General features: G+C 70.9%; 14 protein-coding genes. All 14 read right to left on the reverse strand.

The window, feature by feature from the left end:
• Window positions 1-52: 52 nt before the first annotated feature.
• Window positions 53-1,300, reverse strand: a complete 1,248-nt coding sequence (locus ACFWA7_RS20540; RefSeq protein WP_385824440.1) for a DivIVA domain-containing protein — start codon at window positions 1,298-1,300, stop codon at window positions 53-55.
• A 55-nt stretch (window positions 1,301-1,355) separates the two neighbouring features.
• Window positions 1,356-1,646 (reverse strand): YggT family protein, encoded by a 291-nt coding sequence (locus ACFWA7_RS20545; protein WP_067158122.1) that lies wholly within the window; start codon window positions 1,644-1,646, stop codon window positions 1,356-1,358.
• Between the two features lie 68 nt (window positions 1,647-1,714).
• On the reverse strand, window positions 1,715-2,332 hold the full coding sequence (locus tag ACFWA7_RS20550; protein ID WP_101387917.1) for a cell division protein SepF: 618 nt from the start codon (window positions 2,330-2,332) through the stop codon (window positions 1,715-1,717).
• A 142-nt stretch (window positions 2,333-2,474) separates the two neighbouring features.
• Window positions 2,475-3,197 (reverse strand): YggS family pyridoxal phosphate-dependent enzyme, encoded by a 723-nt coding sequence (locus ACFWA7_RS20555; RefSeq protein ID WP_385539804.1) that lies wholly within the window; start codon window positions 3,195-3,197, stop codon window positions 2,475-2,477.
• Window positions 3,184-3,990 (reverse strand): peptidoglycan editing factor PgeF, encoded by an 807-nt coding sequence (gene pgeF / locus ACFWA7_RS20560; RefSeq protein ID WP_385824442.1) that lies wholly within the window; start codon window positions 3,988-3,990, stop codon window positions 3,184-3,186. Before pgeF ends, ACFWA7_RS20555 begins: the two co-directional genes overlap by 14 nt.
• Window positions 3,987-5,180: a cell division protein FtsZ gene (ftsZ, locus tag ACFWA7_RS20565; RefSeq protein ID WP_385824444.1), complete on the reverse strand. Its 1,194-nt coding sequence runs from the start codon at window positions 5,178-5,180 to the stop codon at window positions 3,987-3,989. Before ftsZ ends, pgeF begins: the two co-directional genes overlap by 4 nt.
• 277 nt (window positions 5,181-5,457) lie before the next feature.
• On the reverse strand, window positions 5,458-6,261 hold the full coding sequence (locus ACFWA7_RS20570; RefSeq protein ID WP_385539813.1) for a cell division protein FtsQ/DivIB: 804 nt from the start codon (window positions 6,259-6,261) through the stop codon (window positions 5,458-5,460).
• 24 nt (window positions 6,262-6,285) lie between these two features.
• Window positions 6,286-7,371, reverse strand: a complete 1,086-nt coding sequence (gene murG / locus ACFWA7_RS20575; protein ID WP_101387923.1) for an undecaprenyldiphospho-muramoylpentapeptide beta-N-acetylglucosaminyltransferase — start codon at window positions 7,369-7,371, stop codon at window positions 6,286-6,288.
• Window positions 7,372-7,377: 6 nt separating this feature from the next.
• Complete coding sequence (gene ftsW, locus ACFWA7_RS20580) at window positions 7,378-8,727, reverse strand: putative lipid II flippase FtsW (RefSeq protein ID WP_385824447.1); 1,350 nt, start codon at window positions 8,725-8,727, stop codon at window positions 7,378-7,380.
• A 60-nt stretch (window positions 8,728-8,787) separates the two neighbouring features.
• On the reverse strand, window positions 8,788-10,218 hold the full coding sequence (murD, locus tag ACFWA7_RS20585) for a UDP-N-acetylmuramoyl-L-alanine--D-glutamate ligase (protein ID WP_385824449.1): 1,431 nt from the start codon (window positions 10,216-10,218) through the stop codon (window positions 8,788-8,790).
• The gene (mraY, locus tag ACFWA7_RS20590) at window positions 10,200-11,270 is read right to left on the reverse strand and encodes a phospho-N-acetylmuramoyl-pentapeptide-transferase (protein WP_385539795.1); all 1,071 of its coding nucleotides are present in this window, start codon (window positions 11,268-11,270) and stop codon (window positions 10,200-10,202) included. Before mraY ends, murD begins: the two co-directional genes overlap by 19 nt.
• Window positions 11,267-12,673, reverse strand: a complete 1,407-nt coding sequence (gene murF / locus ACFWA7_RS20595; RefSeq protein WP_385539793.1) for a UDP-N-acetylmuramoyl-tripeptide--D-alanyl-D-alanine ligase — start codon at window positions 12,671-12,673, stop codon at window positions 11,267-11,269. The genes mraY and murF overlap by 4 nt, the downstream gene beginning before the upstream one ends.
• Window positions 12,670-14,358 carry a UDP-N-acetylmuramoyl-L-alanyl-D-glutamate--2,6-diaminopimelate ligase gene (locus ACFWA7_RS20600; RefSeq protein WP_385824451.1) on the reverse strand — a complete coding sequence of 563 codons (1,689 nt, stop codon included), beginning with the start codon at window positions 14,356-14,358 and terminating at the stop codon, window positions 12,670-12,672. Before ACFWA7_RS20600 ends, murF begins: the two co-directional genes overlap by 4 nt.
• 14 nt (window positions 14,359-14,372) lie before the next feature.
• Window positions 14,373-16,304: a peptidoglycan D,D-transpeptidase FtsI family protein gene (locus ACFWA7_RS20605; RefSeq protein ID WP_385539789.1), complete on the reverse strand. Its 1,932-nt coding sequence runs from the start codon at window positions 16,302-16,304 to the stop codon at window positions 14,373-14,375.
• Between the last annotated feature and the right edge of the window lie 2 nt (window positions 16,305-16,306).

A 16,306-nucleotide genomic window follows, 5' to 3' on the forward strand; every position in this document is an offset into this window, starting at 1 on the left:
GCCCTTCAGCCTGCCGACGGCTGTGCGCGGCGTACGCGCGTACCGCAGCCCGTCAGTTGTCGTCCTCGTCGATCAGGAAGCCCCGCATCGGAGAGGGAGCCTGCTGCATCGGCGACGGCCCCTGCGGCCGCACCGGCGCCATCGGCTGCGTCATCGCGGGCGACATCTGCTGCTGGCCGCCGTACGACGGCGCACCGCCCATGGACTGCTGGCCGCCCATGGTGTGGCCCATCGAGCCGGCACCGGCCGACGCCATCGACCCGCTCATCTGCGGAGCCGGCGGCAGCGACGCGGTCGCCGGGGTGCGCGGCGGAGCCAGCGAGTCGTCCGCCTGGGTCTCCAGCTGGCGCAGCTGCGACTCCAGGTAGGACTTCAGCCGCGTACGGTACTCGCGCTCGAAGCCGCGCAGGTCCTCGACCTTGCGCTCAAGCGTGGCGCGGGCGGACTCCAGCGAGCCCATCGCGACGCGGTGCTTCTCCTGCGCGTCCCGCTCCAGCGCGTCGGCCTTGGCGCGGGCGTCCCGCTCCAGGCCCTCGGCGCGCGACCGGGCCTCGCCGACGATCTTGTTGGCCTCGGAGCGGGCCTCGGCGATCGCCTGGTCGGCGGTCTGCTGGGCCAGCGAGAGGACACGCGCGGCGCTGTCGCCGCCGGGGCCCTGACCGGGCTGCGACATCTGCGGACCGTGGCCGCCCATGGGGCCGCCCATCTGCTGGCCCATGGGGCCCTGGCCGAGCTGGTTCTGACCCATCTGGTTCTGGCCCATCGGACCCTGACCCATGGGGCCCTGGCCCATCGGACCCTGGCCGAGCTGGTTCTGGCCCATCGGACCCTGGCCCATGGGGCCCTGGCCGAGCTGGCCCTGGCCCATCGGACCCTGCCCGAGCTGGCCCTGCCCGAGCTGGCCCTGTCCGTGCTGGCCCTGTCCGTGCTGGCCCTGCTGGCCGTGGCCACCGGGGCCGGCGGGCAGCTGCGGAGCGCCGCTCGGCAGCTGGGGCGGGCCCATCTGCGGCTGCTGCTGCTGCACCTGCGGAGGTCCGGATATGGCGGCGGGCACGGGAGCGCCCGGACCGCGCTGGTCCTGCGGCTCCGGCTTGCGCATACCCTGCTGCTGCTGGTTCTGCGCGGCGGCACGCGTCGCGGCGGCCAGCTTGGCGCGCAGGTCCTCGTTCTCGCGAAGCAGGCGGGTCAGTTCGGCTTCGACCTCGTCCAGGAAGGCATCGACCTCGTCCTCGTCGTAGCCTTCGCGGAGCCGGACGGTCGTGAACTGCTTGTTCCGCACGTCCTCAGGGGTCAGCGGCATCTCTTCTTCACCTCTACGTAGTCGTCGGCAGTCGGCAGGACCGTGTCGCTCACATCTATCTCCCCACGCTGGTGACGATGGAGATCAGGATGTACACGATGATCATCAGAACGAAGAAGGACAGGTCGAGTGCCACGCCCCCGAGACGCAGCGGCGGAATGAACCGCCGCAGAAGCTTGAGCGGTGGATCGGTGACAGTGTAGGTGGCCTCAAGAACGACCACCATCGCCTTGCCGGGTTCCCATGAACGTGCGAACTGCAAGACGTAGTCCATGACGAGCCGGAAGATCAGCACGATGAGGAAGCACATCAGCGCGATGTAGACCACATCCAGTGCGACGCCCATCTCGCGCTTCCCTCTCCCCTTGCTCTATGCCCCCGGCCCCGTGGCCGGATCGTTCCCGGTGTCGTGTCTCAGCTCTGGTTGAAGAAACCGCCCTCTGCGATACGGGCCTTGTCCTCCGCCGTGACATCGACGTTAGCAGGCGACAACAGGAACACCTTCTGCGTCACCCGTTCAATGCTGCCGTGCAAACCAAACACAAGTCCGGCGGCAAAGTCGACAAGTCGCTTCGCATCCGTGTCGTCCATCTCGGTGAGGTTCATGATCACCGGTGTGCCCTCGCGGAAGTGTTCCCCGATGGTACGGGCCTCGTTGTAGGTCCGCGGGTGCAGCGTGGTGATGCGGTAGGGCTCCCGCTCGGACACGACCTTGGGCATGATCACCGGTGCGTTCTTCTCCAGGCTCGGGCGTTCAGGTGTGATGGATGCCACGGGGGCGATTCGCGCCGGACGCCCCGATTCCGCGGGCATCACGGCTGCGTGCGCGACCGGTTCACGGGGGGCCGGCGGCTGTACGGCTCGTACCGGTTCGTCCCGTTCGACCTGATGCGGAGGCTGGTGCCGGCGCCGGTCCCGCTCGGGCTCCGGCTCGGGTTCGAACTCGTCATCGGGGTCGAACCCCGGGCCGTCGTACCCATCGTCCTCCACGAGACCGAGGTAGACCGCCATCTTGCGCATCGCGCCGGCCATGCTCCGATTCCTCCGCTCTGTGGTGGATCGCCCTTGTCGCCAAATGCCGCTGTGTCACCAAGTGCCCACGATCCACTAGGTCTGCCCACCGAAGAGTGGGAATGACCATATTTTCTGCTGTGGTCCGACTTGCTTCGCGACGTTACCCGAGCCGGGGTCGGACTCCGAGTACCGCCGTACCGACGCGTACATGTGTCGCTCCGGCCGCAACAGCCTCTTCGAGATCCGCACTCATCCCTGCTGACACCATGTTCGCAGCCGGATGAGCACGGCGCAGGTCAGTCGACAAATCCATCAGCCGCTCGAATGCCGCCCGTTGCCGGCCGGCGTACTCGCCCGCCAGCGGCGCCACGGTCATCAGACCGTCCAGCCGCAAACCGGGCGCGTCCGCCACAAGTCCGGCCAACTGCTCGATTCCATCGGGGGCGGTGCCGCCCCGGTCGCCCCGCGCCCCCGAGGCGGCGTCGAGCGCCACCTGGATCAGACACCCCACCTCGCGCTCCGCCTTCACAGCGGCCGCGGAGAGCGCGCCGACCAGCTTGGGCCGGTCGACGGACTGCACCAGATCCGAGTAAGTCACCACGGAACGGACCTTGTTCGTCTGGAGCTGACCCACGAAGTGCCAGCGCAGATCCGCGAGGTCCGCGCAGTCGGCCGCCTTGGGCGCCGCGTCCTGGTCCCGGTTCTCGGCGACCTGACGCACCCCCAGCTCGTACAGGAGCCGGACGTCGTCGGCGGGGTAGGTCTTGGTGACCACGATGAGCGTCACATCGTCCCGCTTGCGCCCGACGGCCGCACAGGCGGCGGAGATACGTTCCTCCACCTGTGCCAGGTTCGCGGCGAGTTCCGCCTTACGGTCCGTCATGCCCGCTTCCCTCCCCCTCGGCCGCACCGGCCGCACCGGCTCCCGCGGCGTCGAGCCAGACGTATCCGGCGAGCCGCCCGGTGGTGCGGTCGCGGCGGTACGAGAAGTGGTCGTGCGATTCGAGCGTGCACACCCCGGACGCCTGCCGGTCGTTCACCCCGAGCGCCCCGAGCTGCGCGTGCACTCCGGCGGTGACGTCGACGGCCGGGGTCCCCCAGCTCGTCTCCGCCCGCGCGGCCGGCTCGGCCGCGGCGACCTCGTCCCGCATCGCCGCCGGAACCTCGTAGCACTTGCCGCAGACGGCGGGCCCGGTCCGAGCGGTGATCCGGGACGGCTCGGCGCCGAGCGAGACCATCGCCGCGACCGCCGCGGGCACCACGCCCGCGACCATCCCGGGCCGCCCCGCGTGCGCGGCGGCCACCACCCCGGCGACCGGGTCGGCGAGGAGAACGGGTGTGCAGTCGGCGGTCAGGACCGCGAGGGCGAGCCCGCGACGGGCCGTCACCACCGCGTCCACGGCCGGACTGCTTGTGATCCCTTTCGCCGCGCCCGGGCCCCACGGCCCGTCCACCACGGCCACGTCCGGCCCGTGCACCTGGTTCATCCAGACCACCAGGTCCGGGTCGAGCCCCAGTGCCTTCGCGGCGAGGCCGCGGTTGGTCCGGACCGCGGCGGGGTCGTCGCCGACCGCGCCGCCGAGGTTGAGCTCCTCGTACGGAGCGGCGCTCACTCCGCCCCACCGGTCGGTGAAGGCGAAGTGCGCGCCGCTCACGAGGGAACGCTGCCCTATCACTTCAAGAAGTCCGGGACATCCAGCTCTTCGGCCTGGCTGTCCTGGTACGGGCGGGCCGTCGGCACCTGCGCCGGGCTCGCCTCGCCGACCGGCGCCGTCCCGACCTGGGCCGGGGCCGGGGTTTCCTCGCGGGCGCTCACCGTGCCGAGCCCGCCGAGGGGGCGCTCGGCGGCGCGGACCGGCGTGGGCTCGTCGCGCTTGGCGGCGGTGGAGCCCAGCGCGGTGTCGCGGCGGGCGGGCGGCTGGCCGCCGTCGAACCCGGCCGCGATGACCGTGACCCGTACCTCGTCGCCGAGGGCGTCGTCGATGACCGCACCGAAGATGATGTTGGCCTCGGGGTGGGCGGCCTCGCTGACCAGCTGCGCGGCCTCGTTGATCTCGAAGAGACCGAGGTCCGAGCCGCCGGAGATGGAGAGCAGCACACCGCGGGCGCCGTCGATGGACGCCTCCAGGAGCGGCGAGGAGATCGCCATCTCGGCGGCGGCCACCGCGCGGTCGTCGCCGCGCGCCGAGCCGATGCCCATGAGCGCCGAACCGGCCTCGGACATGACCGACTTGACGTCGGCGAAGTCGAGGTTGATCAGGCCCGGGGTGGTGATCAGGTCGGTGATGCCCTGGACGCCGGAGAGCAGCACCTGGTCGGCCGACTTGAACGCGTCGAGCACGCTGACCTGGCGGTCCGAGATGGACAGCAGCCGGTCGTTGGGGATGACGATGAGGGTGTCGACCTCTTCGCGGAGCTCGGCGATGCCGTCCTCCGCCTGGTTGGCGCGACGGCGGCCCTCGAAGGTGAACGGCCGGGTGACCACACCGATCGTGAGTGCGCCGAGCGAGCGCGCGATGTTGGCGACGACGGGTGCGCCGCCGGTGCCGGTGCCGCCGCCCTCTCCCGCGGTGACGAAGACCATGTCGGCCCCCTTGAGGACCTCCTCGATCTCCTCGCGGTGGTCCTCCGCCGCCTTGCGCCCGACTGCCGGGTTGGCTCCGGCGCCGAGGCCGCGGGTGAGTTCACGGCCGACGTCGAGCTTGACGTCGGCGTCGCTCATCAACAGAGCTTGTGCGTCGGTGTTGATCGCGATGAACTCGACGCCCTTGAGACCGACCTCGATCATTCGGTTGATGGCATTGACACCACCGCCGCCGACACCGATGACCTTGATGACTGCGAGGTAGTTCTGCGGTGCTGCCACGTCGAAGGCCTCTCGCCTCGAGTTACGGGTCGTCACGTGCGGGTGTCGCACGGCGACGACGAATGCCGATGTGGGACGGTCCGAACGCCGACCCGAACCCTAACGTTGAAGTTTAGGGTTACCAATGTGTCTGTTCCCTGGACTCTTCCGAAACAGGACACTAAGTCGACAAGTGGCGCACGTTCAACGAACACGCCGAACCTCCCGTTTTTCTTTTCACCCTATGTGATCACCCGTAGCGATGACCAACCAGGGTGCTGGCCAGCGCAGATGTGCGTCAACTCCCCGATGCCGCCGGGGCGGTGGGGGCGCTCACATCGAAGTACCGCCCTCTGGGCGCCGCTTTCATGAGGGCGACCAGCGTACGGGCCTTGAGCTCCCCCTCCTCGTCACTGCCCCACAGGACCGTACGCCCGCGGCTCAACTCCAGGGAGACCGCGTCGTACGAGGTGACCCGGACGAGGCGGGTGTCCTTGGCGACTGCGGACGGTAGTTCGCCCGCCACCTTGACCGCCTCGCGCACCAGTGCGTCGGCCGGAAAGCGGCGCAACGAGGGCGAGTTGTCCGGGTTCAGGTCGAGTAGCGGTACATGTGCGGGCGCCTTGGCGACCGTGGCGAACCGCACACCCTTGGCATCCACTTCGGTGAAGTTCGCGCCTTTTTTCATCAGGAGAACGGGCTTGCGCTCGGTCACGTCGAGCGCGATGCCGTGCGGCCAGGAACGGCTGACCTCCACCGAGTCCAGCCGCGGCAGTTTGCGCAGCAGCCGGGCCTCGATCGCCCCCGTGTCGACCGAGACCAGCGGGGAGCCGACCGGAACGGCCGCCGCCGCCTCGACCTCGGCGGTGCTGAGCACCTCGGTGCCGGTGGTTTCCACCTGTTCGACCCGCAGCCAGGTGGACCCGTACAGCACCCAGACGGCCGCCGCGCCGAGGACGACGGCCGTGGCCAGAATCAGCAGCAGCCGGCGCCGGGCGGGCAGGCGCAGCCGCGGCCGTCCCGCGCCGGGGCGGCGGGAGCCGGACGGGCCGGACTTCCTCGCCTGCCCCGTTCCGCGTCGAGCGGTCGCCTGTCCGGCCACGGTCACCTGCCTTCTGCCGCCCCGTCAGCGCGCGGCGATCGCCTCGTACACCATGCCGACGAGCAGGTCGTCGGCGTCCCGGCGGCCGAACTCGGAGGCGGCGCGGGACATCTCGTACAGCCGGTGCGGGTCGGCGAGCACGGGCAGGACCTGGTCCTGCACCCACCCGGGGGTGAGCTCGGCGTCGTCGACCAGCAGACCGCCGCCCGCCTTCACCACCGGCTGGGCGTTGAGCCGCTGTTCGCCGTTGCCGATCGGCAGCGGTACGTAGGCGGCGGGCAGCCCGACGGCGGAGAGTTCGGCGACGGTCATCGCGCCCGCGCGGCAGAGCATCATGTCGGCCGCGGCGTACGCGAGATCCATCCGGTCCACGTACGGTACCGGGATGTACGGCGGCATTCCGGGCATGTTGTCGACACGCGGCACTTCGTTCTTCGGGCCGACCGCGTGCAGGATCTGGATTCCGGAGCGCTGGAGCACCGGAGCGACCTGCTGGATCACCTCGTTGAGGCGGCGGGCGCCCTGTGAGCCGCCGGAGACGAGCAGCGTCGGCAGATTGGGGTCCAGGCCGAACGCGGCGCGCGCCTCGGGGCGGACCCGGGCGCGGTCGAGCGTGGCGATGGAGTGCCGCAGCGGGATCCCGATGTAGCGGGCGCCCCGCAGCTTGCTGTCGGGGGTGGCGACGGCCACCCCGGCCGCGTACCGCGAGCCGATCTTGTTGGCGAGGCCGGGGCGGGCGTTGGCCTCGTGGACCACGATCGGCACCCCGAGCCGCTTGGCGGCGAGGTAGCCGGGCAGCGCCACATAGCCGCCGAAGCCGACGACGCAGTCCGCCTTCGTGCGCTCCAGGATCTGCTCGGCGGCCTTGATCGTGCCGCGCAGCCGGCCCGGGACCGTGATCAGTTCGGGGGTGGGCCTGCGGGGCAGCGGGACGGCCGGGATGAGCGCGAGTTCATAGCCCCGCTCGGGGACCAGCCGCGTCTCCAGGCCCTTCTCCGTACCGAGGGCCGTGATCCCCACGGTCGGGTCCTGCCTGCGCAGGGCGTCCGCGAGGGCGAGCGCGGGCTCGATGTGGCCGGCGGTCCCCCCACCGGCGAGTACGACATGCACCGAAATTCACCGCTCTCCGGACGGACGCTTCTTGACGCGCCGTCTCATCGACTTCCAACTCACCCGAGGCTGCCGCATGGCCAGCGCCGCCCGCGCCGCGGGGTCGTCCCGCGCGAACGCGATCAGCAGCCCCACGGCGAACATGGTCGGCAGCAGCGCGGACCCACCGTAGGAGAACAGCGGGAGCGGGACACCGGCGATCGGCAGCAGGCCGAGCACCGCACCGATGTTGATCACGGCCTGGGCCACGATCCAGGTGGTCACACCTCCCGCGGCGTACCTCACGAAGGGGTCCTCCGTGCGTCCGGCCACGCGGATACCCGCATAGCCTAGAGCCGCGAACAGGGCGAGCACCGACAGTGTGCCCGCCAGGCCCAGTTCCTCACCGGTGATGGCGAAGATGAAGTCGGTGTGCGGTTCGGGGAGTTGACCCCATTTTTCCACACTCGCGCCCAGTCCGGAACCGAACCATCCGCCCGAGGCGAGGGCGTAGATTCCATGGACGGCCTGCCAGCACTGGTCCTGCGGGCCGGGGTCGGTGGCCCCGATGCAGGCGAGCCGGCCCATCCGGTTGGGGCTGGTCTTGATGAGCAGCACCGCGATGGTCCCGGCCACCGCGAGGACGGCCCCGAAGAGCCGGGTGGGGGCCCCGGCGAGCCAGAGCAGTCCGAAGAGGATCGCGCAGAGGATGATCGCGGTACCCATGTCGCCGCCGAGCATGATCAGCCCGAGCAGCAGGAACGCCACCGGGACCAGCGGCACCAGCATGTGCTTCCACTGGGTGAGCAACCGTTTGTCCTGCTTGCGGGCGAGCAGGTCGGCGCCCCACAGGATCAGCGCCAGCTTGCCGAACTCGCTGGGCTGGAGCTGGAACGGGCCGCCCAGATAGATCCAGTTCTGGTTGCCGTTGACCGACATCCCTATCCCGGGGATCTGCACCAGGACCATCAGGAAGACGGTGACCATCAGTATCGGGTACGAGAGCGCCCGGTGCAGCTTGGCGGGCATCCGGGCGGCCGCGAACATCAGGGCGCCGCCGATCACGGCGGCGAGGAACTGCTTGCGGAAGAAGTACGAGGCCGGCAGCGACAGCTCAAGGGCCTTGATCATCGAGGCCGAGTAGACCATCACCAGACCGAGCACGGTGATCAGCAGCGCGCTGCCGAGGATCAGGTAGTACGCGGTGAGCGGCCGGTCCCAGGCCCGCCGGGCCCGCTCGAACAGCCGCCGCGGGCCGCCGCCCCGGGGGCGTGACGGGGTGCCGCTCGTGCCGCCGCGCCCGACCGCGGGGCGCCGTACGGACCCGGCGGCACGGCTGCGCAGGACGAGCCCAGGCGGGGTCGCTTCGGCCGGCATGTGTGCTGTCCCCTCCACTCGTGTCCGGCGCCGCCGGTCCGCGGGACGGGTCCCGGCCGGCTAGGCGCGCTCGGCTGCGAGTTCGCGGACCGCTTCCGCGAAGGCCTCGCCGCGCTTGTTGTAGTTGGTGAACATGTCCATCGAGGCGCAGGCCGGGGCCAGCAGGACCGTGTCCCCGGGCTTCGCGAGCCCGGCCGCCTCGCGGACCGCCGCGGACATCGCCCCAGTGTCGGTCCGGTCGACGTCGACCACCGGTACCTCGGGGGCGTGTCGCGTCAGCGCTTCGGCGATCAGGTGGCGCTCGGCGCCGATCAGGACGACCCCGCGCAGCCGCTTGGCCGACCTCTGGACGAGCTCGTCGAAGGACGCGCCCTTGGCGAGGCCCCCGGCGATCCAGACGATCGGCTCGTAGGAGGCCAGGGACGCCTCGGCGGCGTGCGTGTTGGTCGCCTTGGAGTCGTCCACGTAGGCGACCTCGTCCACGTACGCCACGTGCGCGATGCGGTGGGCGTCGGGGCGGAAGGCCCTCAGCCCGTCCCGTACGGCCTTGGGCTCCACGCCGAAGGCACGGGCCAGCGCGGCCGCCGCGAGGGCGTTGGCGATGTTGTGGGGCGCGGGCGGATTGACGTCCGCGACCTCGGCCAGCTCCTGCGCGTTCTTCTGCCGGTTGGTGACGAAGGCGCGGTCGACCAGGATGCCGTCCACGACGCCGAGCTGGGAGGGGCCGGGGGTGCCGAGGGTGAAGCCGATCGCCCGGCAGCCCTCCTCCACGTCGGCCTCGCGGACCAGGTCCTCGGTGGCCGGGTCGGCCGCGTTGTAGACGCAGGCGACCGTGTTGCCCTCGTAGATCCGGCCCTTGTCGGCCGCGTACGCCTCCATGGAGCCGTGCCAGTCGAGGTGGTCCGGGGCCAGGTTGAGCACGGCGGCCGAGTGGGCGCGCAGCGAGGGCGCCCAGTGCAGCTGGTAGCTGGAGAGCTCCACGGCGAGTACGTCGTACGTCTCCTCGCCGAGCACCACGTCGACGATCGGCGTGCCGATGTTGCCGACGGCGGCGGTGCGCAGGCCCGCCGCGCGCAGGATCGACGCCAGCATCTGGGTGGTGGTGGTCTTGCCGTTGGTACCGGTGATCGCCAGCCAGGGCGCGGCGTTGTCGCCGCGCAACTGCCAGGCGATCTCCACATCGCCGACCACGTCCACGCCCGCCTCGGCGGCGGCCGCGAACAGCGGGGAGTCGGGCTTCCAGCCGGGCGAGGTGACGACCAGACCGGTCCCCTCGGGCAGCGTTTCCGCGTCCCCGAGGCGGACGGAGATACCTTCCTCCGCCAGTTCGGCCGCGCGCTCCCGGTGCGTACCGGAGTCACCGCTGTCCACGACCGTCACCACGGCGCCGAGACCGGCCAGGGCGCGGGCGGCGCTGATGCCGCTCACCCCGAGACCGGCGACGGTGATCCGCCTGCCCTGCCAGCTCTGACTCACTTGTCGGCTGCCCATCCCGCGTAGAAGAGACCCAGACCCACGATGACGCACATGCCCTGGATGATCCAGAATCTCACCACCACAAGGACTTCTGACCAGCCCTTGAGTTCGAAGTGGTGCTGGAGCGGGGCCATCCGGAAGACGCGCTTCCCGGTCATCTTGAACGAGCCGACCTGGATGACCACCGACATGGTGATCATCACGAAGAGGCCGCCGAGCAGCGCGATCAGGAACTCGGTGCGCGAGCAGATCGCGAGACCGGCGAGCGCGCCGCCGAGCGCGAGCGAACCGGTGTCGCCCATGAAGATCTTGGCGGGCGAGGTGTTCCACCACAGGAAGCCGAAGCAGGAGCCCATCAGGGCCGAGGCGACCACCGCGAGGTCCAGCGGATCGCGCACCTCGAAGCAGGCGTTGGGGTTGGTCAGGGTCTGCGCGTTGGCGCAGGACTCCTGGAACTGCCACAGGCCGATGAAGGTGTACGCGCCGAAGACCATCACCGACGCGCCGGTGGCCAGGCCGTCCAGACCGTCCGTCAGGTTCACGCCGTTGGACATGGCGAGAATCATGAACAGCGCCCAGATCACGAACAGGACGGGGCCGATGGACCAGCCGAAGTCCGTGATGAAGGAGAGCTTGGTGGAGGCGGGGGTCTGGTGCCGCTTGTCCTCGAACTGAAGGGACAGGACCGCGAAGGCGATACCGACGATCAGCTGTCCGGCCATCTTCGCCTTGGCGCGCAGACCGAGCGAACGCTGCTTGACGATCTTGATGTAGTCGTCCAGGAAGCCGACCACACCCATGCCGGCGGTCAGGAAGAGCACCAGCAGACCCGAGAAGGTCGGGTCCTCGCTGGTGATCACCTTGGTGGCGGCGTACGCGATGAGCGTGGCAAGGATGAAGGCGATGCCGCCCATGGTGGGCGTGCCCTTCTTGCCGGCGTGGCCGCGCGGGCCGTCGTCACGGATGAACTGGCCGTAGCCCTTGCGGGCGAGCAGCTTGATGAGCAACGGGGTGCCGACCAGCGTCAGGAAGAGACCGATGGCTCCCGCGAAGAGGATCTGCCTCATCGGGCGGCGACCTCGCCCTCGACGCCACCGTCGAGCAGCGCGAGTGCCACCCGTTCCAGGCCGATCGACCGCGATGCCTTCACCAGCACGACGTCTCCCGGGCGCAGTTCACTGCGCAGCAGGTCGACGGCCGCCTGTGCGTCGGACACGTGCACCGACTCCTCACCCCACGAACCCTCGTTATATGCGCCCAGTTGCAGCCAGGACGCTTCCCGGTCCCCGACTGCCACGAGCTTGCTGACGTTGAGCCGGACGGCGAGCCGTCCGACCGCGTCGTGCTCGGCGAGCGATTCGTCGCCGAGCTCGGCCATCGGACCGAGCACCGCCCACGTACGGCGCCCCTTGCCCATGGCCGCGAGCGCGCGCAGGGCGGCTCGCATGGACTCGGGGTTCGCGTTGTAGGCGTCGTTGACGACTGTCACTCCGTCCGGGCGCTCGGTGACCTCCATGCGCCAGCGGGAGAGGGTGCCCGCCTCGGAGAGCGCGAGGGCGATCTCGTCGACAGGCATGCCCAGCTCATAGGCGACGGCGGCCGCGGCGAGCGCGTTCGACACGTGGTGCTCACCGTACAGGCGCAAGGTCACGTCGCTGCACCCGGAGGGTGTGTGAAGCCTGAAAGAAGGCTGTCCGGCTTCTGTGAGCCGGACATTCTCGGCACGTACGTCCGCGTCCTCGGCCTCGCCGAAGAGCACGACGCGCGCCTTGGTGCGCGGCGCCATGGCCCGTACGAGCGGATCGTCCGCGTTCAGCACGGCGCAGCCGTCCTGCGGCAGCGCCTCCACCAACTCGCCCTTGGCCTCGGCGATCTGCTCGCGGCCGCCGAACTCGCCGATGTGGGCGGTGCCGACGTTGAGGACGAGCCCGATCCGCGGCGGGGTCAGACCGGTCAGATAGCGGATGTGGCCGATTCCGCGCGCGCCCATCTCCAGGACCAGGTGCCGGGTTTCGGAGGTGGCGGTGAGCGCGGTCAGCGGCAGGCCGATCTCGTTGTTGAGCGAGCCCGGTGTGTAGACCGTCGGCGCGTGCCGCTGGAGCACCTGCGCGATCAGGTCCTTGGTGGAGGTCTTGCCGGAGGAGCCGGTGAGCGCCACCACGTCGGTGCCCAGGCGGCGTACGACCTCGCGGGCCAGCGCCCCGAGGGCGCCCTGGACGTCGTCGACGACGATCGCGGGCACACCGACGGGACGGGTGGCCAGCACGGCCACCGCTCCCGCCTCGTACGCCACGCGCGCGTAGTCGTGGCCGTCGGCCTGCTCGCCCGCGAAGGCGGCGAAGAGGGAACCGGGCGCCACCCGGCGGGAGTCGATGACGACGGATCCGGTGACCTGGACGGACGGATCCGGTATGTCGTTCGACTGCCCGCCGACGATTTCGGCGATCTCGGCGAGGGAGAGGGCGATCACTGCTTCATCCCTGACTGTGCTTGGCGGTGTTCGATCGCGGCCCGCAGGACCAGACGGTCGTCGAAGGGGCGGACCACTCCGGCGGTGTCCTGGCCCTGCTCATGGCCCTTGCCCGCGACCAGGACGGTGTCGCCCGGCTCGGCGCGGGCCACGGCCGCGGCGATGGCGGCGGCCCGGTCGGCGTCGACCAGGACGTTGCCGCGCTCGTGGACGGGCACCTCGGCGGCGCCCGCGAGCATCGCGGCGAGGATGGCGAGGGGGTCCTCGGAGCGTGGGTTGTCCGAGGTCAGTACGGCGGTGTCGGCGAGCCGGGCGGCGGCGGCACCCATCGGCGCACGCTTGGTCTGGTCGCGGTCCCCGCCGCAGCCGAGGACGATGTGCAGGTTGCCCCGGGTGACCTTGCGCAGCGAGCGCAGAACCGATTCGACGGCGTCCGTCTTGTGCGCGTAGTCCACCACGGCCAGGAACGGCTGGCCCGCGTCCACCCGCTCCAGCCGGCCGGGCACTCCGGGTACGGCGGCCACGCCGTCGGCGGCGGTCTGCGGGTCGATGCCCGCGACGGCCAGCGTCACGATCGCGGCGAGGGTGTTGGCCACGTTGAAGGGGCCGGGCAGCGGGGCGGTGGCGGAGATCCGCTCGCCCTTGGGGCCGACGGCCGTGAAGGTCGAGCTGTCCTGGCGTACGTCCACGTCCTCGGCGCGCCAGTCGGCGTCCGGGTGGCCCTCGGCCGAGAAGGTGGTGACCGGGATGCCGGACTCGCCGGTGGCCAGTCTGCGGCCGTACTCGTCGTCGAGGTTCACCACCCCGAGCCGCGCGCGCTCCGGCGTGAACAGCTGCGCCTTGGCCCGGAAGTAGTCCTCCATGTCGGAGTGGAACTCCATGTGCTCCGGGCTCAGGTTGTTGAAGACGGCGACGTCGAAGACGCAGCCGTCGACCCGGCCGAGCACCAGCGCGTGGCTGGAGACCTCCATGGCGACCGACTCGACCCCGCGCTCGCGCATCACCGCGAACAGGGCCTGCAGATCGGTGGCTTCGGGGGTGGTCCGCTCGGACTTGATGCGCTCGTCGCCGATGCGCATCTCCACCGTGCCGATGAGGCCCGTGCGGTGCCCGGCCCCGCGCAGCCCGCCCTCGACGAGGTACGCGGTGGTGGTCTTCCCGGAGGTCCCGGTGATGCCCAGTTGGAGCAGGTCGCGGCCGGGGTGTCCGTAGATCTCGGCGGCCAGCTCGCCCATGGCGCCGCGCGGGTCCTCGGTGACCAGGACCGGCAGGCCGGTCGCGGCGGCGCGGTCGGCGCCCGCCGGGTCGGTGAGGACGGCGGCCGCGCCGAGGCTCGCGGCCTGGGCGGCGAAGTCGGCGCCGTGGAAGCGGGCGCCGGGCAGGGCCGCGTAGAGGTCGCCGGGGCGGACCGCGCGGGAGTCGTGGGTGATGCCCGAGACCTCTCCCGACCCCGGGGTCCCGGCTCCCAGCCGGTCGGCCAGTTCGCCCAGGGATGTCGGGCGGGCCCGGTCCGGCCGGGGCGCTCCCGGCTGGTGCGCGGGGGCGTCCTGCGGGGCGGTTCGGTACTGATCAGCGTGTGGCACGGCGGTGAGCGTACCGGGCGCACCCGCCGGGTCGCCAAAAGAGGGGGGCGGGGCGTGGTGGTCGCGGTTCTGGTTCCCGGGGCCGGGGGTGATGGTTGTCACTGAGGGTTCCGGATTCAGTCGTTGCCGCCGAAGGAGACGGGCAGATTGGGCTGTTTGGCGCCGGTCGGCGGGATCTGCAGGGTCTTGAGCGCGAACTCCATCACCTGCTTGTAGATCGGGCCGCAGATCTGGCCGCCGAAGTAGCTGCCCCTGGTCGGGTTCTGGATGGCGCAGTAGACGGTGATCGCCGGTTTGTCGGCGGGGGCGAAGCCCGCGAAGGACGCGGTGTAGCCGTGGTATCGGCCGGTCTTGGGGTCGACCCGGTTGGCGGTTCCGGTCTTGCCCGCGACCCGGTACCCGGGAATACGGGCCTTGATTCCGGTTCCCTCCTCGTCCCCGACGACCGACTCCAGCATCTGGGCCACGCTCCTGGCGGTCTTCTCGCTGACCACCCGGGACTGCTTGGGCGCGGGGGCCGGGGTGAAGCGGCCGTCGGGGCCCTTGGTGCCCCGTACCAGGGTCGGTTCGATCCGCACCCCGCCGTTGGCGATCGTCGAGTACACGGAGGCCGCCTGCATGGCGCTGAGCGAGAGGCCCTGGCCGAAGCGGACCGTGTACTGCTGGGAGGTCGACCACTTCTGCGGCGGCGCCAGGATGCCGGGGGTCTCGCCGGGGTAGCCGAGGCCGGTCGGCGAGCCGAGGCCGAACTTGCGCAGATACGAGTAGAGGACCCGGCCGGCCTCGGCGTCGGTCTTGCCGAGCTGCTCCACGGCGAGGATCGTGCCGATGTTGCTGGACTTGGCGAGGACGCCGTTGAGCGTCAGGTTCCAGGTCGGGTGGTCGATGTCGTCCTTGAAGAGCCGGTCGCCGCGGTGCAGCCGGTTGGGCACGGTGACGTGGGTCAGCGGGGTCGCCGCGTTCTCCTCCAGGACGGCGGCCATGGACATGACCTTGGCGGTGGAGCCCGGCTCGTACACGTCCTGGAGGGCCGCGTTGCCCAGCGCCGCCTTGTTGGCGTGCGAGAGGTCGCCCGGGTCGAAGCCGGGGGCGTTGGCCATGGCCAGGACCTCGCCGGTGTCGGTGCGCTGGACCACCACATAGCCCCGGTCGGCCTGGGACTTGCGGACCTGGTCGGTGACGGCCTTCTGGGCCATCCACTGGATGTCCCGGTCGATGGTCAGCTCGACGCCCGAGCCGGGCACGGCCGGGGTCTCGTAGGTGCCCGCCGTGGGCACCCGGCGGCCGCCGGACTGGGCATAGGTGATCTTGCCGTCCTGACCCGCCAGGACCTTGTCGAGCTGGGCCTCCAGGCCCCCGCCGCCGCGCCCCTCGGCGTTGACGTAACCCACTATCCCGGCGGCGAGCTCGCCGTTGGGGTAGACCCGCTTGCTGCTGGACTCGTTGAAGACGCCGCCGAGCACATTGGCGCCGGGGCCGCCCCTGGCCGAGTCGGCGCGGGCCTTCTCGGCGAAGACCTTCTTGAGGTCCTTGATCTGGTTCCACACCTGCGGGGTCTGGCGGCGGGCCAGGACCACATAACGGCTCCTGGGCGTCTTGAGCTTCTTGGCGATCTCCTCCTGGTCCTTGCCGATCAGCGGGGACAGCAGGGCCGCGGCCTGCTCGGGGGCGTCGTCGGCCTTGCTGGTCGCCGGCGTGAACATCGACGGGTCGGCGGTGATGTCGTACGCGTCGACGCTGGTGGCCAGGGCGACGCCGTCGCGGTCGGTGATCTCGCCGCGCTCGGCGGGCAGCGCATAGCTGGCGTACCGGTTCTTCTCCGCCTTGGCGGAGTACGCGCTGGCGTCGACCGCCTGCACCTGGAGCAGCCGCACCACGAACACGATCATGATGAGGGTGAGCCCCAGGCTGACCAGGCGCAGCCGGGGCCGGGGGCTGCCGAGCCTTATGCGTGCGGGGGCCTTGGGGCGGCGCTGCGCCGGGCGGCCCTGGGGGCGCGGCCGCGCGGGTCCTGGCACCCGGCGGCGCGGCGGTTCCTGGGGGCTCACTG

Origin of the sequence: Streptomyces sp. NPDC059994 (assembly GCF_042737755.1) — a bacterium.
In the GTDB taxonomy this organism is placed as follows: Bacteria; Actinomycetota; Actinomycetes; order Streptomycetales; family Streptomycetaceae; genus Streptomyces.

Excerpts from the sequence above, each read along its gene's own strand:
- ACFWA7_RS20540 (WP_385824440.1), bottom strand. The coding sequence starts at position 1,300 with ATGCCGCTGACCCCTGAGGACGTGCGGAACAAGCAGTTCACGACCGTC.
- ACFWA7_RS20555 (WP_385539804.1), bottom strand. The coding sequence starts at position 3,197 with ATGACGGACCGTAAGGCGGAACTCGCCGCGAACCTGGCACAGGTGGAG.
- ACFWA7_RS20545 (WP_067158122.1), bottom strand. The coding sequence starts at position 1,646 with ATGGGCGTCGCACTGGATGTGGTCTACATCGCGCTGATGTGCTTCCTC.
- ftsW (WP_385824447.1), bottom strand. The coding sequence starts at position 8,727 with ATGCCGGCCGAAGCGACCCCGCCTGGGCTCGTCCTGCGCAGCCGTGCC.
- ACFWA7_RS20550 (WP_101387917.1), bottom strand. The coding sequence starts at position 2,332 with ATGGCCGGCGCGATGCGCAAGATGGCGGTCTACCTCGGTCTCGTGGAG.
- mraY (WP_385539795.1), bottom strand. The coding sequence starts at position 11,270 with ATGAGGCAGATCCTCTTCGCGGGAGCCATCGGTCTCTTCCTGACGCTG.
- murD (WP_385824449.1), bottom strand. The coding sequence starts at position 10,218 with ATGGGCAGCCGACAAGTGAGTCAGAGCTGGCAGGGCAGGCGGATCACC.